Origin of the sequence: Albimonas pacifica (assembly GCF_900113695.1) — a bacterium.
Lineage (GTDB): Bacteria > Pseudomonadota > Alphaproteobacteria > Rhodobacterales > Rhodobacteraceae > Albimonas > Albimonas pacifica.
The window spans coordinates 456,100-480,824 of sequence record NZ_FOQH01000004.1; the positions used below are offsets into that span (position 1 = coordinate 456,100).

The following is a 24,725-nucleotide window of genomic DNA, read 5'->3' on the forward strand; positions in this document are numbered from 1 at the left end:
GCATGAAACTGATCGCGCTGACCGGCTCCATCGGCATGGGCAAGAGCACCACGGCGAAGATGTTCGCCGAGGAGGGCGTGCCGGTCTGGGACGCCGACGCCGCGGTCGCCCGCGTCTACGGCCCCGGCGGCGCCGCGGTGCCGATGATCGCCGAGCTGCTCCCCCACGCCGTGACCGGCGAGGGAGAGGCGAGGCACGTCGACCGCGCCGCCCTGCGCGCCGCCGCCACCGCCGACCCAACGCTGATCCCGAAGCTGGAAAAGATCGCCCACCCGCTGGTCGGCGTGGATCGCCAGGCGTTCCTGGCGAAGGCCGAGGCCGAGGGTCACGACCTCGCGCTCTGCGACATCCCCTTGCTGTTCGAGACCGGCGGCGAAAAGCGCTTCGATGCGGTCGTCGTGGTCACCGCCCCCGCCGAGGTGCAGCGCGCGCGGGTGCTGGAGCGGCCGGGGATGAGCGAGGCGACGTTCCTCACGATCCTCGCCAAGCAAACCCCCGACGCTGAAAAGCGCGCCCGCGCGGACTACATCGTGGACACCTCGCAGGGGCTGGAGCCCGCCCGCGCCCAGGTGCGCGAGGCTCTGGCGAAAATCCGGGAGAGCTGAGCCATGCGCGAGCTGGTGATGGACACCGAGACCACCGGCTTTGAGCCGAAGGAGGGTCACCGCCTGGTCGAGCTCGGCGCGGTGGAGCTGTTCAACCACGTGCCCACCGGCCGCTTCTACCACCAGTACATCAACCCCGAGCGCGACGTGCCGATCGAGGCGTTCAACGTCCACGGCCTCAGCCAGGACTTCCTGTCGAAATACCCGACTTTCGACCGGGTGGCGGATGCGTTCCTGGAGTTCCTCGGCGACGCCAAGCTGGTGATCCACAACGCCGAATTCGACATGCGGTTCATCAACGCCGAGCTCGGCTGGCTGCAGAAGCCGCCGCTGCCGATGGACCGCGCCATCGATACGCTCGCCATCGCGCGCAAGCGCTACCCGGGCTCGCCCAACACGCTGGACGCGCTGTGCCGGCGCTTCGGGATCGACAACTCGGGGCGCGAGAAGCACGGGGCGCTGCTCGACTCCGAGCTGCTGGCCGAGGTCTACCTCGAGCTGATCGGCGGCCGGCAGCCGGACTTCGGCCTCGCCGCCGCCGGCGGCGGGTCGAACCAGAACGCGGCCAACCGGGCCTACACGCCCCCGCCCCGTCCCCGCCCCCTGCGCCCCCGCCTGACCGAGGCCGAGGCCGCCGCCCATGCCGCCTTCGTGGCCGAGATGGGCGACGCGGCGCTGTGGACCAAGCTCTCCGGCGGCTCCTGATCCCGGCGCCCGCTCAGCCCGCGGCCGAGAGCCTGGCGTCGGCCTCCGCCTGCGCGCGGATCATCGCCTCGGTCGCGGCCCGGTCCGCGGGGCGGCCGAACAGCCAGCCCTGGGACGAGGCGCAGCCGGCCCGGCGCAGGAAGGCGAGCTGCGCCTCGGTCTCCACCCCCTCGGCCAGCACCGGGATCTCCAGCGCCTCGCCCAGGATCAGGGTGGAGCGGACGATCGCCGCCCCCTGCCGGTCGTCGGGCAGGTTCTGGATGAAGCTGCGGTCGATCTTGATCTTGTCGAAGGGGAACGCCTTCAGCGTGGCGAGCGACGCGTAGCCGGTCCCGTAGTCGTCCATCGCCACCCGCACGCCCGCCCGTTTCAGCGCCCCGATCACCCGTCGCGCCCGCTCGTGGTCCGCGATCAGGCTCGCCTCGGTGATCTCCAGCTCCAGCCGGCCGGCGTCGAGGCCGGTGACCAGCAGCGCGTCCATCACCGTCTCGGCGAAGTCGGGCCGGGCGAGCTGGCGCGGGGCCACGTTCACCGCGATCGAGATCGCGGCTGGCCAGCCGGCGGCGATGCGGCAGGCCTCCTGCAGGGCCCAGTCGCCGATCTCGCCGATCAGGCCGGTGCTCTCGGCCAGGGGCACGAACTCGTCCGGGCCGACCAGGCCGCGGACCGGGTGGCGCCAGCGCAACAGCGCCTCGAACCCCACGATGCGGCGGGTCTCGTTGTCGTTCTGGGGCTGGAAGAACAGCTCCAGCTCGCGGTTCGCCAGGGCCGCCTTCAGCTCCATGGTCAGGGCCGAGCGTCCGCGGCTCGCCTCGTCCATGCGGGCGTCGTAGACCATCACGGGCTCGTCCGGCGCGGCCTTGGCGCGATGCATGGCGAGGTCGGCGCGCACCAGCAGCGCCTCGACGTCGCGGCCATGCTCGGGCGCCAGCGCCACGCCCACGCTGGCCCCGACCGAAAGGCGGGCGTCGGGCCACTCCACCTCCCCGGTCATCGCCTGGTGCAGGCGGCGGGCGAAGTCGACCGCCTCGGTCCGCGCCGCGCCGACCTTGAGCGCGATGAACTCGTCCGCCCCGGCGCGGCCGAGGATCTCCCCCGGCTCCAGCCGGGCCGAGGCGCGGTCGGCCAGCCGCGCCAGCAGGTGATCGCCGGCGTCGTGGCCGTGGACGTCGTTGATCGGCTTGAAGCGGTCGAGGTCGACGACCACCACCGCGATCCCCGCCTCCAGCGCGGAAGCCGAGCGCAGCAGACGCGCGAGCGAGCGGCGCAGGTTGGCGCGGTTGGGCAGGCCGGTCAGCGCGTCGTGCAGGGCGGCGTGGGTCATCCGCTCCCCATGCTCGCGGCGGCCGGCCTCGTCGATCATGAAGCTGGTGGCGCCGACCAGCAGGATCAGCGCGGTGACGCAGACCACCATCGCCGCCAGCAGCGAGTCCGGGATCAGCTCCACCCCCGCGGGCGGCGCCTCGCCCGTGGAGACGACGGTCAGCGCGCCCATGGCGGTGAAATGCGCGACGCAGATCGCCAGCATGAACAGGCCCGCGCCCGTGCACCAGCACAGGCGCGTCCGCGGCCGCGCCACGCGGTTCGCGGCCAGCGCCCCCAGCAGCGGCCCCGCCGCCGCCGAGGCCGCCACGAGGTCGAGGTCCCAGCGCATCTCCGCCGCCATCTGCAGAGAGGCCATGCCGACGAAATGCATCGCGACGATCGCCCCGCCCATCACGGCGCCCCCGGCCTCGGCCAGGCGCGAGCCGTCGGCGACGCGGATCATCAGCTGGCCCAGCAGCACGCCCGTCATGGCGATGCCCAGCGACAGCAGGGTCAGGCCGGGATCGTAGCCATGGGGCACGCCGGGGTCGAAGCCCAGCATGGCGACGAAATGGGTGGTCCAGATCGTGGCTCCGCCGACCACCGCCGACTGCACCACGAACCAGGCGCCGCGGCGCCCCCGCTCCCGCGGGACCATGCGGAACAGGCGCGCGGAGACGACCGACCCGATCAGCGCCGTCGCCCCCGCGAGGATCACCAGGCGCAGGTCATGGCCGTCCTGGAGGCAGGCGAGGATGCGGATCACGCTGGGCCCGTCGGGAAGCTCTGTTTCTGAGCTTCGGACCCTGCCACGATTCGCTTTATGGAGCGTTTCGCCCCCGTCGGGGCCAGGCGCGGGGCGAGGCCGCCGCGCGGGACGGGACGGCGCGTCGCCGTCCCGTCCGATCAGGCGTGGATCAGGCGCGGATCAGGCGGTGCCGACCGGCTGGCCGCCCTGCGCCGCCTGGCGGCGGGCGACTTCCTGGCGGTAGATCGAGACGAAGTCGACCATGTCCAGCATCAGCGGCGGGTAGCCGCCGTCGCGGGTCACGTCGGCCACGATGCGGCGCGCGAAGGGGAACAGCTGGCGCGGGCACTCGATCAGCAGCAGCGGGTGCAGATGCTCCTGCGGGACGTTCTTGATCGAGAACAGGCCGGCGTAGTCCAGCTCGGCGATGAACACGGTCTTGTCGCCCGCCTTCGAGGTCGCCGACAGCTTCAGCGAGACCTCGTAGCGGTCGTCGCCCCGCGGCTTGGCGTCGAGGTTCACCGAGACCTGGATCTCCGGCTTGTCCTCGGGCAGCGCGCCCGACTGGGCGGCGACGTTCTCGAACGACAGGTCGCGCACGTACTGAGAAAGGATCTGGACCTGCGGCGGCGACTGCGGCTGCTGCGGCGGGGTCTGGGCGTCGGCCATTGGCGCGAACTCCGGGTGTTCCGTGGGTCGGACAGGCGAAAATTTCCGGTCGCAGCGCTAGCACGCAGGGCCCGGGGCCGCAACGTGGCCGGACGCGGCGGCGCCGGGGGCCGGGCTCAGGGCTCGCGGGTCCAGCCGCTGGCGCCCGGCGACGGGTCGCGCCGGTCCGAGGCGTCGTCGTCGGCCGTCTCGAACTCGCCGTCGATCACGTCTCCGCCAGCGGGACCGGGGCGCGGACCCGGTCGCGGACCGCCGTGGGGCCCCGCGAACGGGTCGCCGCCGGCGCGGTAGCCGCCCGAGGAGGAGGTCATCACCACCCGCCCGCTGCGCACCCCGGCGGCGAGCCGCGCGGCCCCCCAGCGGATCAGCGCCGCGCGCACCGGCGGCAGCAGCAGCGCCAGCCCGCAGGCGTCGGTGAAGAAGCCCGGCGTCAGCAGCAGCACGCCCGCCACCAGGATCATCGCCCCATGGGCGATGGGACCCGAGGGATCTCCGCCCCGCGAAAGGCTTTCCTGCAGGCGCATCATCGCGCCGCGGCCCTGCTTGCGCAGCAGCCAGCTTCCGGCGAGCGCGGTGGCGATCACGGTCGCCAGGGTCGGCCAGAGGCCGATGGCGCCGCCCACCTGGATGAACAGCGCGATCTCGATGATCGGCACCACCGCGAGCAGGATGAACAGGGGCATGTCGGCGGGTCTCCTCCGTCGAAGTCTTGGCCGTCTCGGTCCGGGCGGTCCGTCCTGGGGATCGCCCGCGCGCAGCCCCGGGTTGCGCGGCCGCGTCGCAGGCGTCTGCCCGTTGGACAGGGGCCGCCGCTGACCTTACATAGGCACACGGACGCCCGCCCGCCACGCCAGCCGCCCTCCGGACCGCAAGCCGGGGGAGCGGCGCCTGCATGAAGACGCTCGAGATGGACGACATGACCCAGCTCATCATCCTCGCCGCCATCGCGATCTTCGTGCTGTGGCGGCTGAAGAACGTGCTGGGCACGCGCACCGGCTACGAACGCATGCCCGGCGAGCGGCCGGAGCCCGCCGCGACCCCCTCCCGCCGCAAGAGCGGCTTCGAGGTGATCGAGGGCACGGCCAACGCGGACGCCGCCATCGACGCCGACATCGCCCGCGTCGCCGACGTCGACGGCGAGACCGGCGAATCCCTGCGCCGCATGGCCCGCGCCGAGCCGGGCTTCCGCCCCTCCGAGTTCGTGGACGGCGCCAAGCAGGCCTACGAGATGATCCTGATGGCCTTCGAGACCGGCGACACCCGCGCCCTGCGCCCGCTGCTCTCGGACGAGGTCTACCAGAGCTTCGTCGCCGCAATCCGCCAGCGCGAGACCGAGGGCCTGACGGTCGAGGCCCGCTTCGTGGGCGTGAAGGAGGCGCGGATCTTCTCGGCCATGTTCTCGGACGAGGACCGCGAGGCCGACATCGAGGTGCGCTTCGTGGGCGAGCTGGTCTCGGTCGTGCGCAACGCCGAGCATCAGGTGGTCGAGGGCGATCCCAACGAGATCCGCCGCCAGACCGACCTTTGGACCTTCACCCGCAAGATGGGGTCGAACGACCCGAACTGGGTCCTCACCGCGACCGGCGGCTGAGCGCGCGCGCGGGGTCCCGGCATGGCCTCCCGCCGTCGCCGCCGCCCGCGCCTGAGCGAGGCCGACTTGGGACTGTGGCGCGCCGCCATGCGCGACGCGACCCCGCTGGAGGGGCGCGACCGCGCCCCCGGCGACCTGCCGACCGAGACCTCGCCCGCCGCCATGGCCGCGGGCAAGGTCCGCCCCGCCGACCCCTCCGAGGGCCGGAGCGAGGCTCCGCCCCCCGATCCCGCGCCCCTGCCAGCGCCGCCGCCGCGCACGGTCCTGCGTCCCGTCGGCCGGCCGCGCCCGCAGACCACCGCCACCTTCCACCCGCCGGCGCTGGACACGTTCGACCCGGCCGCGGGGCTCGACCGCCGCACGGCCGACCGCCTGAAGCGCGGCCGCCGCCCGCCCGAGGCGCGGCTCGACCTGCACGGCATGACCGCCGACCGGGCGCATGCGTCGCTGTCGAGCTTCATCCGCTCGACCCGCGCCCAGGGCCTGCGCTGCGTGCTGGTGGTGACCGGCAAGGGCGGCCGCAAGCCGGTCGAGGACGCCCCCTTCATGCCCGAGCGCACCGGCGTCCTGCGCCACGCCGTGCCCCTGTGGCTCGGCCAGGCGCCGCTCGCCCACATGATCGTCGGCATCTACCCCGCCCACCGCAGCCACGGCGGCGAGGGCGCGCTCTACGTCTACCTGCGCAAGATCCGGGGCTGAGCAGGCGAGCCTCGCGCCGCCCCGGTGCTCCGGGCGCCCGGCCCGCGAAGCGCGCGCCCCGGGCTTGACCCGGGGCCGCGTGTTACAGGCGCTGCTTCCGGGCGTTGCGCGGGCGGGCGGCGTCGGGCCGCGATCATCCACGCGGCGTCCGCGGCTCCGGTCGGGGAGAGGCCCCGGATCAAGTCCGGGGCGCCCGTGGCACGCCGTCTTCCAGGCGCAGGCGCGGGGGGGACGTGGCGGCCCTCCAGACGCGAAGCGGCGGCGAGGCTTTCGCGCCCGCCGCCGCTTCGGGTGGGTGGCGGGAGGGGCCGGCCCCTCCCGCAGCCCGATCACTCGACCCAGCGGACCTCGCGCAGGTCGTTGGCCTGGGTGGGCTGGTTCTGCCACAGGCCCTCGAGGCCCTTTTTGGCCACCACGGTCTTGCCGAGCTGGAACAGGAAGCCGTTGACCGCGTCCTCGGCGATCTTGGTCTGAACCGCCTTCTGCAGTTCGATCCGCTTCTCCGGGTCGGCCTCGGCGGCGAGCTGGGTCATCAACTCGCGGACCTCGGTCCCCGGATAATTGAAGTAGTAGTTGTCGCGGGTGTAGATCTGCAGGTCGTCGGGCTCGGTGTGGGCCACGATCGTCAGGTCGTAGTCGCCGCCCTTGTAGACCTGGTCCAGCCACTGCGCCCACTCGACCGGGATGATCTCGAGCTTGATCCCGGCCTCGGCCAGCTGGGCCGCCACGATCTCGCCGCCGCGGCGGGCGTAGACCGGGGGCGGCAGCTTCAGCGTGGCCGAGAAGCCGTCGGGGAAGCCCGCCTCGGCCAGCAGGGCCTTGGCCTTCTCGAGGTCGTGGGGGTAGAGGCCCGACAGGTCCACGAAGGCGGGGCCGGAGGGCGGATAGTGGGTGTAGATCGGCTCGCCCGAGCCGAACATCGCCCCGTCGATGATCGCCTGCCTGTCGAGCGCGTGGGCGATCGCCTGGCGGACCTTCAGCTGGTCGAAGGGCGGCTTGGCGTTGTTGGTCGAGAGAATCGTCTCGCCCTCGGTCGTGCCGCGCACCACGGTGAAGCGGGGGTCGGCCTCGATCTGGGGCAGGGTCTCGGGCGACGGCCAGTTGGGGAAGGCGTCCACGTCGCCGGCCATCAGCGCGGCCAGCGCCGCGGTCGGGTCGGAGATGAACTTGAAGGTCGCCGAGTCGAGCGGCGCCGGCTCCCCCCAGTAGTCCGGGTTCTTCTCCAGCGTCACGGACGAGCCCTTGGCCCAGTCCTTGAACTTGAACGGCCCGGTGCCGACGGGGTTGGTGGCGTTGTCCGCGGCCGAGGCCTCGTCCACGATCACCGCATCGCCCCAGCCCATCTTGTAGGGGAAGTTGCCGGTGGGGCGCTTGAGGGTGATCTTCACCGTGGCGGGGTCGACCACCTCGATGCTCTCGATCGGCTCGAACAGGCCCTTCTGCGCGTTCTGGCTGTCGGGGCCCATGGCGCGCTCGTAGGAGAACTTCACGTCGTCGGCGGTGAAGTCGGCCCCGTCGTGGTACTTGGCGCCCTCGACCAGGTGGAAGGTGTAGACCAGCCCGTCCTCGGAGATGTCCCAGGACGTCGCCAGCGAGGGCTGGACCTGCCCCTCCTTGTCGATGCGGGTCAGGCCCTGCAGGACGTTCTGGTAGACGATCTCGTCGATCGCCGCGGCGGCGCCGGCGGTGGGATCGAGGTTCGGCGGCTCGAGCGCGACGCCCAGGTTCACATGCGTCTGCGCGGCGAACGCGGGGCCGGCCATCAGGGCGACCGTCGCGGCGCCCAGAAGGAAGCGTTTCATTCGTCTCTCCCGGTCGGAGGCTATGTCGGCGTCCGGCCCCGCTCTCGTCGTGTCGCGCGCTTTCCCGGGAGGGGGGTCGCGCCGCCGGCGGGGTCCCGACGGCGGCATATTCATCGCCTTGGCCCGCGACGTCCAGCGTCGCGGCGCGCCCCGGGGGCATGACCTGAGCGTCACGGGGGCCGCCGGGGGCCGTTGCCGCGGCGCGGGCGGCGATGCTATGCCCGCGCCGGGCCGCGCAAGGCCCCCGCAGCCGGAAGGAGCGCCGCCATGACCATTCCCGCGACCGTCACCGGAGTCTCCGGCCGCATGGGCCGGATGCTGGTCGAGGCGGCGAAGGAGCATCCCGAGATCCACCTGACCGGCGCCACCGAGCGTCCCGGCCACGACTGGATCGGCCGCGACCTGGGCGAGTGCCTGGGCGGCGCGCCGCTGGGCGTGATCGTCGAGGACGACCCGCTGGAGGCCTTCGCCCGCTCCCGCGCGGTGTTCGACTTCACCTCGCCCGCGGGCTCGGTCGCCCATGCCGCGCTCGCCGCGCAGGCGCGCTGCGTGCACGTGATCGGCACCACCGGCTTCGAGGACGCGCACCTGGCGAAGCTGGAGGCGGCCGCGCGCCACTCGGTCCAGATCCGGGCGGGCAACTTCTCGCTGGGCGTGAACCTGCTGTGCGTGATGACCGAGAAGGTGGCGAAGGCCTTCGGGCCGGGCTGGGACGTCGAGATCGTCGAGATGCACCACCGCCACAAGGTCGACGCGCCCTCGGGCACCGCGCTGATGCTGGGGGAGGCGGCGGCGAAGGGGCACGACTCCAACCTGTCCGAGGTGATGGACTCCGGCCGCCACGGGCAGACCGGCGCCCGGAAGGACGGGGCCATCGGCTTCGCCGCCCTGCGCGGCGGCGACGTGGTGGGCGAGCACGAGGTGATCTTCGCCAACGCCGGCGAGCGGGTGATCCTCAAGCACATCGCCACCGACCGGATGATCTTCTCGCGCGGCGCGATGACCGCCGGGGTCTGGGGGCAGGAGAAGAAGCCCGGCCAGTACACGATGACCGACGTCCTCGGCTTGTGAGCCGGCCGGTCGCCGGGCGTCGCCCGGCGCTCGCCCCTGCGGGGCGGAGAGCAGAGATGTTGCGCGAGGCCGCCCTTCGGGCGGCTTTCGTCCCTTCGGGACCCGGTCGCGCGATCAAGGATTGAGTTCCGCGGGCGGAGCGCGGAGACAGGACGGGTGAACACGCCCGCGCACCTGATCTTCGCCGCCGCCGCCTTCGCGCGTCCTGTCCCGCCGGGGCCCGGGGCTGCGGCCGCGCGCCGGCGCAACCTGGCGGCGCTGGCCGGGGGGATCGCGCCGGACCTGGGGCTCTTCGCGCTGTTCGCCTGGGCGCGCTGGGTGCAGGGCCACGACCTGCCGACGATCTTCGGGCAGGACTACGGCTCTCCCCTCTGGCAGGGGATGTTCCGGGTCGACAACTCGATCGTCCTGTGGGGCGCGCTGGCGCTGGCGGCGCTGGCCCTGCGCCGACCGACGCCGGCGGTCTTCGCGGGGGCGGCGCTGCTGCATCTCGCCTTCGACCTGCCGCTGCACCACTCCGACGCCCGGCCGCATTTCTGGCCCGTGACCGACTGGGTGTTCCGCAGCCCGCTCAGCTACTGGAACCCCGCCCGCCACGGGCACGAGGTGGCGCTGGCCGAGGGCGCGCTGTGCCTCCTGCTGGCGGTCGTGCTGTGGCGACGCTTCCGCGGGGCCTGGACCCACGCGGCGATCCTGATCCTGCTGGCGGTGGAGGCGGCGCCGACCGTGGTCTGGCCCTGGCTGCTAGCCCCGGGCTGAACCCCGCTCAGTGCTTCACCGAGCCGGAGAACAGGTTCATCACCACCACGCCTGCGATGATCAGGCTGATGCCGATCAGCGCCGGCAGGTCCAGCCGCTGGCCCATGAACACCCAGCCGACCAGCGTGATCATCACCGTGCCCACGCCCGACCAGATCGCATAGGCGATGCCCGTGGGGATCGTCTTCAGCGTCAGCGACAGGAAAAAGAAGGCGATGGCGTAGCCGATCACCACCAGCACCGTCGGCCCCAGCTTCGTGAACCCGTCGGAGGCCTTGAGGAAGGTGGTGCCGAACACCTCGCCGGTGATCGCGATCAGAAGGTAGATCCAGACCTGCATCGCCCCGTCTCCTCTGCCGGCGTCCGCCGCCCTCAGACCACGGAGGGCGGGCGAGAGGCAAGAGCGGGCGCCTCAGAGCCGCGCGCGCATCGCATCCGCGAAGGCGCGCGCCACCCGGCGGATGCGGGCGAGCTCGGCCGTGTCCTGGTGCATCACCAGCCAGTAGGCGCGGGTGATCCGCGTGACCTCTGGCATCACCGGCACGAGGCCGGGACGGCGACGGGCCATGAACTCGGGCAGCATCCCGAGCCCCGCCCCCGCCGCCACCATCTCGAGCTGCACCAGCAGCGAGGTCGAGGCGACCGCGGGCGTCGGCGCGCCCGGGATCTCGGTCAGGTAGTCGAGCCCCTTGTCGAAGATCAGGTCGGGCACGTAGCCCACCAGCCGCCAGCGGCGCAGCTCCTCGGGCGTGCGCGGGGGCCGGTCGCCCAGCAGCTCGGCCGATCCGTAGAGCTGCAGGCGATAATCCGCGATCTTGCGAATCCTGAGCCGGCCCGCGGCGGGGGGCGTGACGACGATGGCGAAATCCGCCTCGCGCTGGGACAACGAGAAGGTCCGCGGCAGGGCGACGATCTGGATCTCGAGCCGCGGATAGCTCTCCACCAGGTCGGCGACGGCGGCGGGGGCGAGGTGGCTCGCCGCCCCCTCCGGCATGCCGATGCGCACGGCGCCCGACAGCTCGTCCTGCCGGCCCCCCACCTCGGCGGCGGCGAGCATGGACGCGCTCTCCATCGCCTCGGCCGTGGGCAGCAGGGCGCGACCGGCCTCGGTCAGCGCATAGCCCCGGGGCGAGCGGTCGAAGAGCCTCGCCGACAGCGCCCGCTCCAGCGCCCCGACCCTGCGCGAGACGGTGGCGTGGTCCACGCCCAGCGCGCGGGCGGCCTCGGTCAGGCGCCCGGTGCGGGCCACCTGCAGAAAAAAGCGCATGTCGTCCCAGTTCATCGGGCCATTGTGCAGGAATGCACATCCAAAGTGGAGATTCTCCCATTGCCCTGCGTGAAATTTCGTGGAGGGTGGCGTCCGACTGATCGACAGGTCGACAAACGCGGGAGGAAACACGCGATGGTCACCGAGCTCACCCACTGGATCGACGGCAAGCACGTCAAGGGAACCTCCGGGCGGTTCGCGGACGTCTACAACCCCGCGACCGGCGAAGTGCAGGCCAAGGCGCCGCTCGCCACGGTCGAGGAGATCGACGCGGCCGTGCAGTCCGCCAAGGCCGCCCAGCCCGCCTGGGCCGCGGTCAACCCGCAGCGCCGCGCCCGCGTGCTGATGAAGTTCGTCGAGCTTCTGCACCGCGACATGGACAAGCTGGCCGAGGCCCTCAGCCGCGAACACGGCAAGACCCTGCCCGACGCCAAGGGCGACGTGATCCGCGGGCTGGAAGTGGCCGAGTTCTGCATCGGCGCCCCCCACCTGCTGAAGGGCGAGTTCACCGACGGCGCCGGCCCGGGCATCGACATCTACTCGATGCGCCAGCCGCTGGGCGTGGCCGCGGGCATCACGCCCTTCAACTTCCCCGCCATGATCCCGATGTGGAAGTTCTGCCCCGCGATCGTGTGCGGCAACGCCTTCATCCTGAAGCCGTCCGAGCGCGACCCCTCCGTCCCCCTGATGCTCGCCGAGCTGATGAAGGAGGCGGGGCTGCCCGACGGCATCCTCCAGGTGATCAACGGCGACAAGGTTGCGGTGGACGCGATCCTCGACCATGAGGACATCGGCGGCGTGGGCTTCGTCGGCTCGACCGCGATCGCGCATTACGTCTATTCGCGCGGCACCGCGGCCGGCAAGCGCGTGCAGTGCTTCGGCGGCGCCAAGAACCACATGATCATCATGCCCGACGCGGACCTCGACCAGGCCGCCGACGCGCTGGTGGGCGCGGGCTACGGCGCCGCCGGCGAGCGCTGCATGGCGATCTCGGTCGCCGTGCCGGTCGGCGAGAAGACCGCCGACCTGCTGATCGAGAAGCTGATCCCCAAGATCGAGGCGCTCAAGGTCGGCCCCTACACCGCCGGCGACGACGTGGACTACGGCCCCGTGGTGACCGCGGCCGCGCGCGAAAAGATCCTGGGCCTCGTGGACCAGGGCGTGAAGGAGGGCGCGACGCTCGCCGTCGACGGCCGCGACTTCAAGATGCAGGGCTACGAGAACGGCTACTTCATCGGCCCGTGCCTGTTCGACAACGTCACCAAGGACATGTCGATCTACAAGGAGGAGATCTTCGGCCCGGTCCTCTCGACCGTGCGCGCGAAGACCTATGAGGAGGCGCTGAGCCTCGCCATGGACCACGAGTACGGCAACGGCGTCGCGATGTTCACCCGCGACGGCGACGCGGCGCGCGACTTCGTCAACCGCATCAACGTGGGCATGGTGGGCGTGAACGTGCCGATCCCGGTGCCGCTGGCCTACCACACCTTCGGCGGCTGGAAGAAGTCCGTGTTCGGCGACCTGAACCAGCACGGGCCCGACGCCTTCCGCTTCTACACCCGCACCAAGACGGTCACCTCGCGCTGGCCGTCGGGCGTCAAGGAAGGGGCCGAGTTCGTCATCCCGACGATGGCCTGACCCAGGAGAGAGCATGAGCGACGAGCCCCTGAAGCGGCGGGAGATCGCCGCCCCCGACGCGCCCCCCGCCCCGGCGGGCTACGCCCAGGCGCTGGAGGTGACGGGCGCCACGCGAACGCTGTGGATCAGCGGCCAGGTGCCGCTGGACGCAGCCCGCAAGGCGCCCGAGGGATTCGACGCCCAGGCTCGCCAGGTCTGGTCGAACGTCGAGGCGCAGCTGCGCGCCGCGGGCTACACGCTCGACCACCTGGTGAAGGTCACCACCTGGCTCGCCGACCGCTCGCTGGCCGGCGAATACCGGGCGATCCGGGCCGAGGTGCTGGGCGACCGCCGCCCCACGATGACCACGCTGGTCGCCGAGATGTTCGATCCCGGCTGGCTGCTGGAAGTCGAGGCGGTGGCCCAGGCCTGAGCCCCGCGATGCGCGGAGGGGCGGTCAGCCGCCCTTCCGTCTCTGGTGGAACAGCCCGCCGACGAAGCCGCCCAGGCCCAGTCCGACGATGGTGGCGAGCGGCTCCGGCGGCGGGAATCCCGCCAGGATCATGAGAAGGTTGGCCGCGAAGCCGCCCACGGCGCCCACAAGCGCGTATTTCACCGGCGTCTCGAACCGGCCGAGAAACGAGAACATGCCGCGCCCCCTGCGCCCCGTTGCGTGTCGGCGGACCCTATCCGCCCCGCGACCCCGGCCGCAAGGAACCGCCCGGCGGGAGGAGGACCAATGGATTTCGCGCTGAGCGAGGAGAGCCAGGCGCTCTACGACATGGCCCTGTCCTTCGGGCAGGACCGCATCGCCCCCCACGCCGCCGAATGGGAGGCCGCCGGCACGATCCCGCGCGAGCTGCTGCGCGAGGTCGGCGCGCTGGGCCTCGGCGCCATCTACTGCTCGGAAGAGCATGGGGGGTCGGAGCTGTCGCGCCTCGACGCCACCCTGATCTTCGAGGCGCTGGCGCAGGCCTGCCCCTCGGTCGCGGCCTTCATCTCGATCCACAACATGTGCGCGAAGATGATCGACACCTTCGCCAGCGACGAGATGCGGGCGGAATGGATCCCCCGGCTCGCCAGCTTCGAGAAGGTGGCGAGCTACTGCCTGACCGAGCCGGGCTCCGGCTCCGACGCCTCCGCGCTGAAGACCAAGGCCGAGAAGACCAACGAGGGCTACGCCCTGACCGGCAACAAGGCTTTCATCTCCGGCGGCGGGTTCTCCGACGTCTACCTGGTGATGTGCCGGACCGGGGACGCGGGGCCCAAGGGCATCTCCTGCGTGCTGGTCGAGGACGGGGCCGAGGGGCTCAGCTTCGGGGCCCAGGAGAAGAAGATGGGCTGGAAGGCCCAGCCCACCGCGCAGGTGCAGTTCGACGATTGCCATATCCCCGCGAAGAACCTGCTGGGCGAGGAGGGGCGCGGCTTCGTCTACGCCATGAACGGGCTCGACGGCGGCCGGCTGAACATCTCCGCCTCGGCGCTGGGCGGCGCGCAGGCGGCGCTGTCGAAGGCGGTCGCCTACATGGGCGAGCGCAAGGCCTTCGGGCAGACGCTGGACCAGTTCCAGGCCCTTCAGTTCCGCCTCGCGGACATGGAGATCGAGCTGCAGGCCGCGCGCACCTTCCTGCGCCAGGCGGCCTGGAAGCTCGACCAGGGCGCGCCGGACGCGACCAAGTTCTGCGCCATGGCCAAGCGCTTCGTCACCGACACCGCCTTCGAGGTCGCCAACCAGTCGCTGCAGCTTCACGGCGGCTACGGCTATCTCGAGGACTACGGCATCGAGAAGATCGTGCGGGATCTGCGGGTTCACCAGATCCTCGAAGGCACCAACGAGATCATGCGCCTGATCACCGCGCGGGCGCTGCTCGCCGAGCGCGGCTGAGGGCTGAGGGAGAGACCATGACCGACCTTATCGTCACCACCGAGGGCCGCGCCGGCCGGATCACCATGAACCGCCCCAAGGCGCTGAACGCGCTGAGCTGGGAGATGTCGCTGGCGCTGGAGGCGGGCTTGAACGCCTGGAAGGACGACCCCGCGATCGACCTGGTGGTGATCGACGCCTGCGAGGGCCGCGCCTTCGGCGCCGGCGGCGACATCCGCAACATGTGGGAGCATGGCTCGAAGGGCGACTACGCCTACTCGCGCGGGTTCTGGTCCGACGAATACCGGATGAACGCGCTGCTGCGGAACTACCCCAAGCCGGTGGTCTCCTTCGTGGACGGCATCGTGATGGGCGGCGGCGTCGGCATCGCCTCCAACTGCTCGCACCGCTGCTTCTCGGAGAAGACGCTGCTGGCGATGCCCGAGACCGGGATCGGCCTGCTGCCCGACGTCGGCGGCACCTTCATCCTGTCGCGCTCTCCCGGCCGCACGGGCGAGTTCCTGGGCCTGACCGGCACCCGCATCGGCGTCGCCGACGCGATCTTCGCGGGCTTTGCGGACCACTTCGTCCCCTCCGCCGACCACGCCGCCCTGAAGGCCGAGCTGTGCGAGAGCGGCGACGTCCTGGCCATCGGCCGCTACGCCCGCGACCCGCAGACGGCGCAGGAGCCGGAGGTCGCCCCGATGCTCGTCGACCTGCAGGACGAGATCGAGGACATCTTCAACGACACCACGCCCATGGCCATCGTCGAGAACCTGCAGGCCTCGAAGGCCGACTGGGCGCAGGCCGCGGCCAAGGCGATCCTGCGGGCCTGTCCGCTGTCCGTCGCCTCGACCCTGATCGCCATCCGCAACGCCCGCGAGATGTCCACGATCGAGGAGGCGCTGGCCGAGGAATACCGCTTCACCTACCGCTCCCAGGAGTTCGGCGAGCTGAACGAGGGCGTGCGCGCCCAGATCGTCGACAAGGACCGCAACCCGCAGTGGGCCTCGCCGCGGCTCGAGGACGTGTGGCCGGACCGGGCGATGTTCATGCTCTCCGACCTCGGCGAAAACGAGTGGAAGCACGGTAAGCGGGCATGATCCTCACGGGGCTTTACGACTCCCCCTTCGCGCGGCGCGTGGCGCTGGCGCTGCATGTCCACGGGGTCGCCTTCGAGCGGGCGGCCCTGTCGGTCTTCGGCGACTTCGAGGCGGTGATGCGCGCCAACCCGCTGGGCCGCGCGCCGGCCCTGCAGCTCGACGACGGGCGCATCGTCTCCGACAGCCGGGCGATCATCGAGTGGATCGAGGACCCGGAGGCGGGCTTCGGCGGCCCGATGCTGGCCCCCGAAGGCGCCCACGCCCGCTTCGCGATGCTCGAGGCCGAAGGTCTGGCGATCGGCCTCGCCGACAAGGCGGTGGCGCGCTCGGCGGAGAACCGCCGGCCCGCGCAGCTGCAGGACCGCGAGCAGATCCTGCGGCTGGAGAAGCAGATGACCTCCGGCCTCGACTGGCTGGAGCGCTGGGCGGACCGGCGCTCCACCTCGGGGGAGCCGGACCGGGCGGATCTCGCCGCGGTCTGCGCGGCCACGTATCTCGCGCAGAAATGGCCGGGGGTGTTCGACGCCGACGCCCGCCCGGCGCTGGAGCACTACCGGGCCGGGTGGGAGGCGCGCGCGCCCTTCACCCTCGCCCCGTTCCCGGTCGACTGACCGGGACGACCACGACACGGGAGGAGACGACATGAAGATCGGGTTCATCGGCCTGGGCAACATGGGCGCGCCCATGGCCGCCAATCTCGCCAAGGCGGGTCACGAGGTGACGGGCTTCGACGTCGCCGGGACGACGGCCGAGGGCGTGACCAGCGCCGCCAGCGCGGTCGAGGCGGTGCAGGGCAAGGACGCCGTCATCACCATGCTGCCCAACGGCGACATCCTGCGCACGGTGGCGGCCGAGATCATCCCCGCCATGCGCAAGGGCGCGGTCTTCATCGACTGCTCGACCGTCGACGTGGACAGCGCGCGGGCCGCCCACGACCTTGCGGCCGAGGCCGGGCTGCTGTCGGTCGACGCCCCCGTCTCGGGCGGCATCGGGGGCGCGGCCGCGGGGACGCTGACCTTCATGGCCGGCGGGTCCGAGGCCTCGTTCGAGGCGGCCAAGCCCCTTTTCGACATCATGGGCCAGAAGGCCGTGCATTGCGGCGAGGGCGGCGCCGGGCAGGCGGCGAAGATCTGCAACAACATGATCCTCGGCATCTCGATGATCGGCGTGTGCGAGGCCTTCAACCTCGCCGACAAGCTGGGCCTGTCGCGCCAGTCGGTGTTCGACGTGGTCTCCACCTCCTCGGGCTACTGCTGGTCGATGAACGCCTATTGCCCCGCCCCGGGCGTCGGGCCGCAGAGCCCCGCGGACAACGACTACAAGCCCGGCTTCGCGGCCGAGCTGATGCTCAAGGACCTGCGGCTGAGCCAGCAGGCCGCGGATTCGGTCGGGGCCCCCACCCCGATGGGCGCGCGGGCGATGGAGCTCTACGAGGCGTTCGTGGGCGAGGACGGCAAGGGCAAGGACTTCTCCGCCATGCTCCCGCGCCTCTCGAAGATGGCCCGCCGCTGAGGCCGCCGGGCGCGGCGCCCGGCGCACGGGCGCCCCGGACCTGATCCGGGGCCTCCGGCGCCACGCCTGCCGCAGGCGAAACGGCCGCCGGGGGGATCCTCCGGCGGCCGTTCGCATGTCCGGCGGCTTATTCCGGGTGGTTGGGGTCGATCCAGCGCACCGGCTCGGGGTTCTCCACCGGGTCGATGTCGAGGTTCACCACCACCGGCTCCTGGTCGGAGCGGACCAGCACGCACTCGAGGCTCTGATCGTCGGCGGCGTTGATCTCCTGGTGGGGGACGTAGGGGGGGACGTAGATGAAGTCGCCCGCCTCGGCCTCGGCCACGTACTGCAGCTTGTCGCCCCAGCGCATCCGGGCGCGGCCGCGCACCACGTAGATCACCGACTCGAGGTGGCCGTGGTGGTGGGCGCCGGTCTTGGCGTCGGGGTGGATCGAGACGGTGCCCGCCCAGATCTTCTGCGCCCCCGCCGTGGCGTGGGTGATGGCGGCCGCGCGGTTCATGCCGGGCGTCTGGGCGGTGTTCGCGTCCAGTTCGCCGGCCTTCACGATGCGGATGCCGTTCAGGCGCCAGTGATCGGTTTCGGCGGGGTCGGACATCGGCGTTTCTCCAGAATCCTTGTGTCGTTCGGCGGCCACCCTAGGCCGGCTCCGCGCCGGACCCAAGCGTGGACGCGGACGTCAAGCGCGGGAACTTGACCCCCGCGCCGCGCCGCGCTTGAACGCGCAGGCCTGATCCCGCGCCCGGAGCCGCCCATGACCGCCCTGCCCTGCGACGCCGTCGCCGATCCGTTCGCAGCCGAGGCCGCGCTGCTGGCCCGGCTCGACGCCCTCGGCATCGCCTACGTGCGCCACGCCCACCCGCCCCTGCGCACGGTCGAGGAGAGCCGCGAGCTGCGCGGGACGATGCCCGGCGCGCATTGCAAGAACCTGTTCCTGAAGGAGAAGAAGGGCGGCTTCTGGCTCGCGGTCTGCGAGGAGGACCGCGCGATCCGGATCCCCGACCTCGCCAAGGCCCTGGGCGCCAGGCGCTTCAGCTTCGGCTCGCCCGAGGACATGGGCCGCCTGCTGGGGGTGCGGCCGGGGGCGGTGACCTCGCTGGGGCTGATCAACGACCTAGGGGGCGAGCTGCGCCTCGCGCTCGACGCGCAGATGATGGCCGCCGAGGTGCTGAACGTGCACCCGCTTCACAACGAGGCGACCGTGGCCGTCGCCACCGCCGACCTGCGGCGGTTCTTCGCGGCGACCGGTCACGATCCCGTGGACGTGGATTTCGACGCGCTGGAGGCGCTCGCCCGGGCGTCGGCCGAGGGCTGAACGGCGCCCCCGCCCCCCTGGCGGAGCCTCCCGCCCGCCCTCCCCGGCCCCGCCAGGGGGGCGGGCGCGCCTCCGGCCCCGGAGGCGCGGCGGGGCCGGCGGGGCGGGCCCCGGACGGCCCCGGCCGGACGGCGCGAAGGAATCGACTTGTCCTCGGCGCATCGGGCCCCACCTTCCGGAACTGAGATCACCGCGACCGGGAGCGCTGCCTTGCCTTGCCGCTCGGTTGCGGCCCGGGCGCGCGGCCTCTACTTAGGGGTCGACATCCGGCGGGGCGTCCGCCGGCGCGACGGAGGGACCCGAGCGATGCTGGAACTGGGCCAGGGACAGGCCGCCGCCCCCGCGGGGGGCGATGTGATCAAGGACGTGAGCGAGGCGACCTTCATGACCGACGTCGTGGAGGCGTCGCGTCAGGTTCCCGTGATCGTGGACTTCTGGGCCCCATGGTGCGGCCCGTGCAAGCAGCTGACCCCGGCGCTGGAGCAGGCCGTGCGGGCCGCGAACGGCAAGGTGCGCCTGGTCAAGGTCAACGTCGACGAGAACCAGATGATCGCCGGCCAGCTGCGCGTGCAGTCGATCCCCACGGTCTACGCCTTCGTCGACGGCCAGCCCGTCGACGGCTTCATGGGGGCGGTGCCGCCCTCCGAGCTGAAGGCCTTCATCGACAAGCTGATCGGCATGGCGGGGGGCGAGACGCTCGCCGACGCCGTCGCCGCGGCCGAGGAGATGCTCGAGCAGGGCCAGCCCGAGGACGCCGTGCAGGTCTTCGCCGCCGTGCTCGAGGAGGACCCAGAGAACCTGCCGGCCATCGGCGGCCTCGCCCGCGCCTTCGTGGCGCTGGGCCGGCTGGACGAGGCGGAGGCCGCGCTGACCCGGGTGCATCCCGCCAAGGCGCAGGACGCCGCCATCGCCCACGCCCGCGCCCAGATCGAACTGGCGCGGATGTCGGCCGAGGGCGCCGCCGACGCCGGCGAGGCCGAGGCCCTGCGCGCCCGGCTCGACGCCGACCCGAACGACCACGAGGCCCGGCTGGAGCTGGCGCAGGCGCTGATCGCGTCCCGCGACCACGAGGGCGCCGTCGAGCAGCTGCTGGAGCTGTTCCGCCGCGACCGCGAGTGGAACGAGGGCGCCGCCAAGGCGCAGCTCACCCAGCTCTTCGAAAGCCTGGGGCCGAAGGATCCGCTGGTCGGCAAGGGCCGCCGGCGCCTCGCCTCGATGATCTTCGCCTGACGCCATGGGACGCAGGTTCAGCCAGGCCGACCTTCCGGAGACGGTGCCGGTGTTTCCCCTTCCCGGGGCGCTCCTGCTGCCGCGCGGTCGGCTGCCGCTGAACATCTTCGAACCGCGGTATCTGGCGATGATGGACGACGTCCTGCGCTCGGACCATCGCCTGATCGGCATGGTCCAGCCGTTCGAGAGCGAGGAGGGCGAGGAGCCCCGCCTGCACTCGATCGGCTGCGCGGGACGGGTCATCGCCTTCTCCGAGGCCGAGGACGGGCGCTACCTGATCACGCTGGCGGGCGTCTCCCGGTTCCGCCTGCGCGGCGAGGTGCAGGGCTTCCAGCCCTATCGCCGCGTGAAGGCCGAATGGGCCGACTTCGCCCGCGACCTGGGCGGGGCCGAGAAGGACCCCGGCTTCAACCGCGACCGCTTCCTCAAGACGCTGGGCAAGTTCTTCTCGGTGGCGCAGCTCAGCTCCGACTGGGACACGCTGAAGGAGGCGGACGCGGAGATGCTGATCAACTCGCTGTCCATGCTCTGCCCCTTCGAGGTGGAGGAGAAGCAGGCGCTGCTGGAGGCCCCCACGCTCGCCACCCGGCGCGAGACCCTGGCCGCCCTGATGCAGTTCGCCATCGCCTCGGGCGGCGAGGACGGGACCACCCTGCAATGAGCGGGCCCGAGGGCGCCGAGACCCCGGGTCCCGAACGGGCCCCCGAGGCGGGCCCGGACGAGGACCTCGCGCCCGCCGCCGGGCCCGGCGCGGCCGCCCCGGCGCCGGCGGGCGCCTCGTCCCGGCTGGCGGTCGACCGGCGGATGCTGGAGGCGCTGGTCTGCCCCGCCACCCAGTCGGCGCTGGACTACGACCGCGAGGCGCAGGAGCTGATCTCGCGCCAGGCGGGGCTCGCCTACCCGATCCGCGAGGGCATCCCGATCCTGCTGGTCGGCGAGGCGCGCCGGCTGGAGGGCTGAGCGGCCCGCAGGCGCGGGCCGATCCGCGCTCAGATGCCCTGAACCAGGGTTCCCCGTTCGAAGCGGTAGGTCCAGGTCTCGGTCAGCGGCTCGCCGTTCAGGGCGAGGTAGAGGCGCAGTTCCGCGACCTGCGCGGGATCGTCGAGCTGCAGGTCGAAGAAGGCGCGCCAGACGTTGCCGCCGGGCACCGGCTCGACCAGCGTGCGGGCGATCCGGCCGGCGGAGGTCGAGGCGACCACCTCCGGCATCACGCCATAGGGGATCTTGCGCATCACCTCGGGACGGTCGAACTCCACCGCCACCTTCCAGGCGTCGTCGGGGCGCGCGTGGCCCGGCTGGCCGCCGCGGCCGAAGCGGGTGGCGACGGTCTGGGCGATGTTGGTCGCGGGATAGGGCTCGCCGTCCAGCCAGTGCATCCGGTAGCGCATCCGGTAGGCGTTGCCGGCCCGCGCCGGCGCCTCCGGCACCCAGAAGACGCCGATGTTGTCGTGGATCTCGTCGTTGGTCGGGATCTCGAGCAGCTGCACCGCGCCGCGGCCGAAGGGGCTCAGCGGCTCGATCCACAGGCTGGGGCGGCGGTCGTAGAACACGCCGTCGCGGTAATGGTCGAACTCCCGGTCGCGCTGCAGCAGGCCGAAGCCGCGCGGGTTCTCGTCGAGGAAGGCCGAGACCTGGGTGTAGCGCGGGTTGTTCAGCGGCCGCCACAGCCGCTCCCCCGAGGAGGTCCACAGCGCGAGGCCGTCGGAATCGTGCACCTCGGGGCGCCAGTCGAAGGGCCGCTCGCGCCCGTACTCGCCATACCAGAACATCGAGGTCAGCGGCGTCAGGCCCAGGCGTTCCACGTCGCGGCGCAGGAACAGGTTGGCGTCGACCTCGATGATCACCCCGCGCGCGCGGTCGGGCGTGCGCAGCGCCTGGAAGCGGAAGGCGCCCGAGATCGAGGGGCCGTCGAGCCGGGCGTAGACCGTGCAGGGATCCTCTGCGCCGCCGCCCTGCTCGATCCAGAACTCGGTGAAGTCGGGGAACTCCTCCGGCCGGTCGGGCAGAGCCGGGTCCACCGCCACGCCGCGGGCCGAGAGCCCGTACTGCCCCGAGGCGCCGATGGCGCGCAGGTAGGAGGCGCCGAGGAAGGCGAGCCAGTCCTGGGTCGGCCAGTCCTGCGCGCCGTTCCATTCCTGGAAGCGGAAGCCCGCGAAGCCGCTGTCGGCGGGAAGCCGGCGGGCGGGATGGTCGGCGGGCATGTCGAACAGCGCCGGGTCGTAGGCGAATTCCTGCGCCTGGCCGTCGGCGACCGTGTGCATGCGGACCGACTTCTGGAAGTACTGGCCGAGGTGGAAGAAGGTGACCGGGTAGCCGTCCTGGAAGGGGGCGCGGTCGGTGCGGAAGCGGATCTCGCCCCAGCGCTGGTAGTCGATGATCGAGGTGACCTCGGGCATCGGGCGGTAGGGCTCGCGCCAGGGCTCGGCTGCGGCGCGTTCGGCCTGGCTCACCAGCTGGTCCCAGGAGAAGGGTCGACGCTCGCCCTGGGCGCGGGCCGGCCCCAGGCCGGCTGCGGAGAGGGCGCCGAGGGCGGCGACGGATCCGAGAACGGCGCGGCGGGTGGCGGTCATGCGGCTCCTCGCGATATGCGGTCGGGCGGTGGAACTGAAATGCGCGGGCCGCCCGTATCCTGGCCCATATGGCGCCTCGGCCGGCCCGCGCCAACGACGCGTCGCGGCGCCGCCCCGCCGGACGCTGCGACCCAGCGTCGCCGAAGGGCCGGCGGGCGCGGCGCCCGCGGCACCCGTCGCCGCGCCGGCGCACGCCCCGCCCGCCCACCCGCGCGCGCCGGCGCGGCGACGGGGGCCGCCCGCCTCCCGGGGGGCCGGGGCGGCGTGGCCAGGGGGGCTTGCCCGGCCGGCGCCCGATCGTCGTCCGGGGGGCCCGACGGCAGCCCGGTCGTCGTCTTGGCGCGGCTTCGTCGTCGTCGGGCCGCGGCTCAGTCGTCGCCGAGGTCGATCTCGATCAGCTTGATCTCGCCGCGGCGGGCGAGGGTCTGGATGGCGTTGACGAGCTCGGCCTGGGCGGCCTCGCCCTCCTTCTGGCGGACGTCGGGCATGCCGGCGAGATCCTCGCGCATGCGGTCGGAGAGGCGCTTGGCGATGTTGCCCAGGATGAACTCGGCCGAGGGATTCTCCTGCGCCTGGGCGAGCTTGAGCGCCGCCATCAGCACCGGCTCGTCCACCCCGCGGATCACCTTGGCGATGTCGCGCGGGTTCACGCGGCTGGCGACGTCGGCGAAGGTGAACATCACCCGCTGCACCTCCTGCGCCAGCTTGGGATCGTCCTGCTCCATCTGGCTCAGGAAGGTCTCGCGCGCGGCGTTGGAGACGTGGTTCATCAGGCTCGCGATCAGCTCCGCGGGCTTGGCCGCGCCCTGGGTGCGTTCGATCGCCGAGACGAAATCGTGCTCGATCGCGGACTTGAGCATCTCCAGCGCGGCGACGTCGGGGGTGGGCACGCGGGCCATGCGCAGCACCACGTCATGGGCGAAGGCGGGCTCGAACCGCTCCAGCAGGCGGGCGGCCTGGTCGGCGCGCAGCTTGGCGAGCACCAGGCAGGCGACCTGGGGATGCTCGGCCGACAGCCAGTTGGACAGCGCGGCGTCCGAGGCGTCGGCCAGCCGCAGCCAGATCGAGCGGGTGGAGCGGGCGTCGATCTCCTCCATCACCCGGGCGAGCTGGTCCTCGTCCAGGACCTGGCCGAGGAACTTGCGCGCCTCGTCGATGCCGCCGCGCACCGAGAGCTCGTCGCCCATGGCGCCCAGGAATTCCGACACCACGGCGTCGACCGTGTGGTGGGGGACGCCCTTGAGCTTGGCGACCGCGGTGGCGAAGCGGCGGATGTTGGTCTCGCCCAGCGAGCGCAGGATCTCGGTCGCGGCCTCGGGGCCGAGGGCGACGATCACGATCGCGGCCTTCTGGGCGGGGGTCAGCGAGTCGGGCGAGGGGCCGGCCTTCTCCCGCCCCGCGGGATGGGCGGGGGCGGGCAGGTTGGCCTGCGCGGGGACCAGGGCGTCGGCGGCGGGGCTCATGCCGCGTAGCCCCGCACCAGGGCGCCGGCCAGCAGCGACCAGCCGTCGGCGGCGACGAAGAAGGCGAGCTTGAAGGGCAGCGAGACCACCGCGGGCGGCACCATCATCATGCCCATCGACATCAGGACCGAGGCGACCACGAGGTCGATCAGGAGGAACGGCAGGTAGACGAGGAAGCCGATCTCGAAGGCCCGCTGCACCTCCGACAGCAGGAAGGCGGGGACCAGCAGGCGGGTCTCGGCCGTGGCGGGGGTCAGGGGGGCGTCCGCGGACGGCGCCTCGGGGACGGGCGCCGGCAGGGCCGCGGCGGGCACGGCGGAGGCCAGCGCGTCGAGCGCGTCGGCGTCGACGCGCGCGGCCATGAACTCGCGGAACGGGGCGATGACCAGGGGGGCGGCCTCCTCGATCCCGATCTCGTCGTCAAGCAGCGGGCGGATGCCCGTGGCCCAGGCGACGTCGAACACGGGCGCCATCACGAACCAGCTGAGAAACAGCGCGAGGCTGACGATCAGCATGTTCGGCGGCGACTGCTGCAGGCCGATGGCGGAGCGCAGGATGGACAGGACGGTGACCATGAACGGGAAGCAGGTGACGGTGACCGCCAGCGCCGGGGCGAGGCTGAGCAGGGTGATGACGACGAAGAGCTGGATGGCGCGCAGGGTCAGGCTCTCCTGACCGCCGAGATCGAGGGTGATCGCCTGCGCCGCCGCGGCGGCGGGGAGCAGCAGGGCGAGGGCTGTGAGGGCGGCGACGCGCGCCGCCCCGGCGCGCCTCCCGCCCGCCCTCCCCGGCGCGCCGGGGCGGCGCGCGGCGCCTATGACCGTCGTCGC

General features: G+C 72.4%; 27 protein-coding genes. 16 read left to right on the forward strand and 11 right to left on the reverse strand.

The features are described from left to right. The first annotated feature begins 2 nt into the window (after window positions 1-2). Entirely contained in the window at window positions 3-605 is a 603-nt protein-coding gene (coaE, locus tag BM064_RS10435; protein ID WP_092859699.1) for a dephospho-CoA kinase, read from the forward strand. 3 nt (window positions 606-608) lie between these two features. Then, window positions 609-1,310, forward strand: coding sequence for a DNA polymerase III subunit epsilon (gene dnaQ, locus BM064_RS10440; protein ID WP_092859700.1), 702 nt, complete (start codon window positions 609-611; stop codon window positions 1,308-1,310). A gap of 13 nt (window positions 1,311-1,323) precedes the next feature. On the opposite strand, the gene BM064_RS10445 is transcribed toward dnaQ, so the two are convergent. The 3 genes from BM064_RS10445 to BM064_RS10455 all read right to left on the reverse strand — a co-directional run bounded on the left by BM064_RS10445 (window position 1,324) and on the right by BM064_RS10455 (window position 4,715). Further along, window positions 1,324-3,381 (reverse strand): putative bifunctional diguanylate cyclase/phosphodiesterase, encoded by a 2,058-nt coding sequence (locus BM064_RS10445; RefSeq protein ID WP_092859701.1) that lies wholly within the window; start codon window positions 3,379-3,381, stop codon window positions 1,324-1,326. A gap of 162 nt (window positions 3,382-3,543) precedes the next feature. After that, complete coding sequence (gene secB / locus BM064_RS10450; RefSeq protein ID WP_092859702.1) at window positions 3,544-4,032, reverse strand: protein-export chaperone SecB; 489 nt, start codon at window positions 4,030-4,032, stop codon at window positions 3,544-3,546. 116 nt (window positions 4,033-4,148) lie between these two features. After that, window positions 4,149-4,715, reverse strand: a complete 567-nt coding sequence (locus BM064_RS10455; protein WP_177236207.1) for an FxsA family protein — start codon at window positions 4,713-4,715, stop codon at window positions 4,149-4,151. Window positions 4,716-4,924: 209 nt separating this feature from the next. Here BM064_RS10455 and BM064_RS10460 point away from each other — a divergent pair, with 209 nt between their 5' ends. After that, on the forward strand, window positions 4,925-5,623 hold the full coding sequence (locus BM064_RS10460) for a Tim44/TimA family putative adaptor protein (RefSeq protein WP_245779117.1): 699 nt from the start codon (window positions 4,925-4,927) through the stop codon (window positions 5,621-5,623). A gap of 66 nt (window positions 5,624-5,689) precedes the next feature. Beyond that, on the forward strand, window positions 5,690-6,322 hold the full coding sequence (locus BM064_RS10465; RefSeq protein WP_218161000.1) for a Smr/MutS family protein: 633 nt from the start codon (window positions 5,690-5,692) through the stop codon (window positions 6,320-6,322). A 329-nt stretch (window positions 6,323-6,651) separates the two neighbouring features. Here BM064_RS10465 and BM064_RS10470 read toward each other — a convergent pair whose 3' ends face one another. After that, the gene (locus tag BM064_RS10470; protein ID WP_092859704.1) at window positions 6,652-8,124 is read right to left on the reverse strand and encodes an ABC transporter substrate-binding protein; all 1,473 of its coding nucleotides are present in this window, start codon (window positions 8,122-8,124) and stop codon (window positions 6,652-6,654) included. A 267-nt stretch (window positions 8,125-8,391) separates the two neighbouring features. Between BM064_RS10470 and dapB the strand changes: the two genes are divergently transcribed. Together dapB and BM064_RS10480 are read left to right on the forward strand one after the other, a co-directional pair. Next, window positions 8,392-9,195 carry a 4-hydroxy-tetrahydrodipicolinate reductase gene (gene dapB / locus BM064_RS10475; protein ID WP_092859705.1) on the forward strand — a complete coding sequence of 268 codons (804 nt, stop codon included), beginning with the start codon at window positions 8,392-8,394 and terminating at the stop codon, window positions 9,193-9,195. Between the two features lie 156 nt (window positions 9,196-9,351). Beyond that, on the forward strand, window positions 9,352-9,954 hold the full coding sequence (locus BM064_RS10480; protein WP_177236208.1) for a cobalamin biosynthesis protein CobQ: 603 nt from the start codon (window positions 9,352-9,354) through the stop codon (window positions 9,952-9,954). A gap of 7 nt (window positions 9,955-9,961) precedes the next feature. On the opposite strand, the gene BM064_RS10485 is transcribed toward BM064_RS10480, so the two are convergent. Together BM064_RS10485 and BM064_RS10490 are read right to left on the reverse strand one after the other, a co-directional pair. After that, window positions 9,962-10,294, reverse strand: a complete 333-nt coding sequence (locus tag BM064_RS10485; RefSeq protein WP_092859706.1) for a DMT family transporter — start codon at window positions 10,292-10,294, stop codon at window positions 9,962-9,964. Window positions 10,295-10,366: 72 nt separating this feature from the next. Beyond that, a complete protein-coding gene (locus BM064_RS10490; RefSeq protein ID WP_092859707.1) occupies window positions 10,367-11,236 on the reverse strand; it encodes a LysR family transcriptional regulator in 870 nt (289 codons plus the stop codon). 120 nt (window positions 11,237-11,356) lie between these two features. Here BM064_RS10490 and BM064_RS10495 point away from each other — a divergent pair, with 120 nt between their 5' ends. Both BM064_RS10495 and BM064_RS10500 read left to right on the forward strand, forming a co-directional pair. Continuing rightward, complete coding sequence (locus tag BM064_RS10495; protein ID WP_092859708.1) at window positions 11,357-12,859, forward strand: CoA-acylating methylmalonate-semialdehyde dehydrogenase; 1,503 nt, start codon at window positions 11,357-11,359, stop codon at window positions 12,857-12,859. A 13-nt stretch (window positions 12,860-12,872) separates the two neighbouring features. Beyond that, window positions 12,873-13,271 carry a RidA family protein gene (locus tag BM064_RS10500; protein WP_218161001.1) on the forward strand — a complete coding sequence of 133 codons (399 nt, stop codon included), beginning with the start codon at window positions 12,873-12,875 and terminating at the stop codon, window positions 13,269-13,271. A 24-nt stretch (window positions 13,272-13,295) separates the two neighbouring features. Here BM064_RS10500 and BM064_RS10505 read toward each other — a convergent pair whose 3' ends face one another. Beyond that, window positions 13,296-13,487 carry a hypothetical protein gene (locus BM064_RS10505; protein WP_092859709.1) on the reverse strand — a complete coding sequence of 64 codons (192 nt, stop codon included), beginning with the start codon at window positions 13,485-13,487 and terminating at the stop codon, window positions 13,296-13,298. Between the two features lie 90 nt (window positions 13,488-13,577). On the opposite strand from BM064_RS10505, the gene BM064_RS10510 reads away from it, so the two are divergent. From BM064_RS10510 to mmsB, 4 genes are read left to right on the forward strand one after another with little or no spacing between them, the layout of a single operon-like run. Beyond that, window positions 13,578-14,723 carry an acyl-CoA dehydrogenase family protein gene (locus tag BM064_RS10510; RefSeq protein WP_092859710.1) on the forward strand — a complete coding sequence of 382 codons (1,146 nt, stop codon included), beginning with the start codon at window positions 13,578-13,580 and terminating at the stop codon, window positions 14,721-14,723. Between the two features lie 17 nt (window positions 14,724-14,740). After that, window positions 14,741-15,805 (forward strand): enoyl-CoA hydratase/isomerase family protein, encoded by a 1,065-nt coding sequence (locus BM064_RS10515; RefSeq protein WP_092859711.1) that lies wholly within the window; start codon window positions 14,741-14,743, stop codon window positions 15,803-15,805. Then, window positions 15,802-16,416, forward strand: a complete 615-nt coding sequence (locus tag BM064_RS10520; RefSeq protein ID WP_092859712.1) for a glutathione S-transferase N-terminal domain-containing protein — start codon at window positions 15,802-15,804, stop codon at window positions 16,414-16,416. The genes BM064_RS10515 and BM064_RS10520 overlap by 4 nt, the downstream gene beginning before the upstream one ends. A 31-nt stretch (window positions 16,417-16,447) precedes the next feature. Beyond that, complete coding sequence (gene mmsB, locus BM064_RS10525) at window positions 16,448-17,317, forward strand: 3-hydroxyisobutyrate dehydrogenase (RefSeq protein WP_092859713.1); 870 nt, start codon at window positions 16,448-16,450, stop codon at window positions 17,315-17,317. Between the two features lie 127 nt (window positions 17,318-17,444). On the opposite strand, the gene BM064_RS10530 is transcribed toward mmsB, so the two are convergent. After that, entirely contained in the window at window positions 17,445-17,915 is a 471-nt protein-coding gene (locus BM064_RS10530) for a cupin domain-containing protein (RefSeq protein ID WP_092859714.1), read from the reverse strand. 156 nt (window positions 17,916-18,071) lie between these two features. On the opposite strand from BM064_RS10530, the gene BM064_RS10535 reads away from it, so the two are divergent. From BM064_RS10535 to BM064_RS27765, 4 genes are all read left to right on the forward strand, one after another. Then, window positions 18,072-18,632, forward strand: a complete 561-nt coding sequence (locus BM064_RS10535) for a prolyl-tRNA synthetase associated domain-containing protein (protein ID WP_092859715.1) — start codon at window positions 18,072-18,074, stop codon at window positions 18,630-18,632. Between the two features lie 306 nt (window positions 18,633-18,938). After that, window positions 18,939-19,862 carry a thioredoxin gene (trxA, locus tag BM064_RS10540; protein ID WP_092859716.1) on the forward strand — a complete coding sequence of 308 codons (924 nt, stop codon included), beginning with the start codon at window positions 18,939-18,941 and terminating at the stop codon, window positions 19,860-19,862. Between the two features lie 4 nt (window positions 19,863-19,866). Continuing rightward, on the forward strand, window positions 19,867-20,523 hold the full coding sequence (locus tag BM064_RS10545; protein ID WP_092859717.1) for an LON peptidase substrate-binding domain-containing protein: 657 nt from the start codon (window positions 19,867-19,869) through the stop codon (window positions 20,521-20,523). 143 nt (window positions 20,524-20,666) lie between these two features. After that, window positions 20,667-20,822, forward strand: coding sequence for a Trm112 family protein (locus BM064_RS27765; RefSeq protein WP_092859850.1), 156 nt, complete (start codon window positions 20,667-20,669; stop codon window positions 20,820-20,822). A gap of 29 nt (window positions 20,823-20,851) precedes the next feature. Here the strand turns inward: BM064_RS27765 and BM064_RS10555 are convergent, their stop codons facing one another. The 3 genes from BM064_RS10555 to fliP all read right to left on the reverse strand — a co-directional run bounded on the left by BM064_RS10555 (window position 20,852) and on the right by fliP (window position 24,623). Then, window positions 20,852-22,432 carry an OpgD/OpgG family glucan biosynthesis protein gene (locus BM064_RS10555; protein ID WP_092859718.1) on the reverse strand — a complete coding sequence of 527 codons (1,581 nt, stop codon included), beginning with the start codon at window positions 22,430-22,432 and terminating at the stop codon, window positions 20,852-20,854. A gap of 368 nt (window positions 22,433-22,800) precedes the next feature. Beyond that, window positions 22,801-23,895 carry a flagellar motor switch protein FliG gene (locus tag BM064_RS10560; RefSeq protein ID WP_092859719.1) on the reverse strand — a complete coding sequence of 365 codons (1,095 nt, stop codon included), beginning with the start codon at window positions 23,893-23,895 and terminating at the stop codon, window positions 22,801-22,803. Continuing rightward, a complete protein-coding gene (fliP, locus tag BM064_RS10565) occupies window positions 23,892-24,623 on the reverse strand; it encodes a flagellar type III secretion system pore protein FliP (RefSeq protein WP_092859851.1) in 732 nt (243 codons plus the stop codon). Before fliP ends, BM064_RS10560 begins: the two co-directional genes overlap by 4 nt. Window positions 24,624-24,725: the final 102 nt, after the last annotated feature.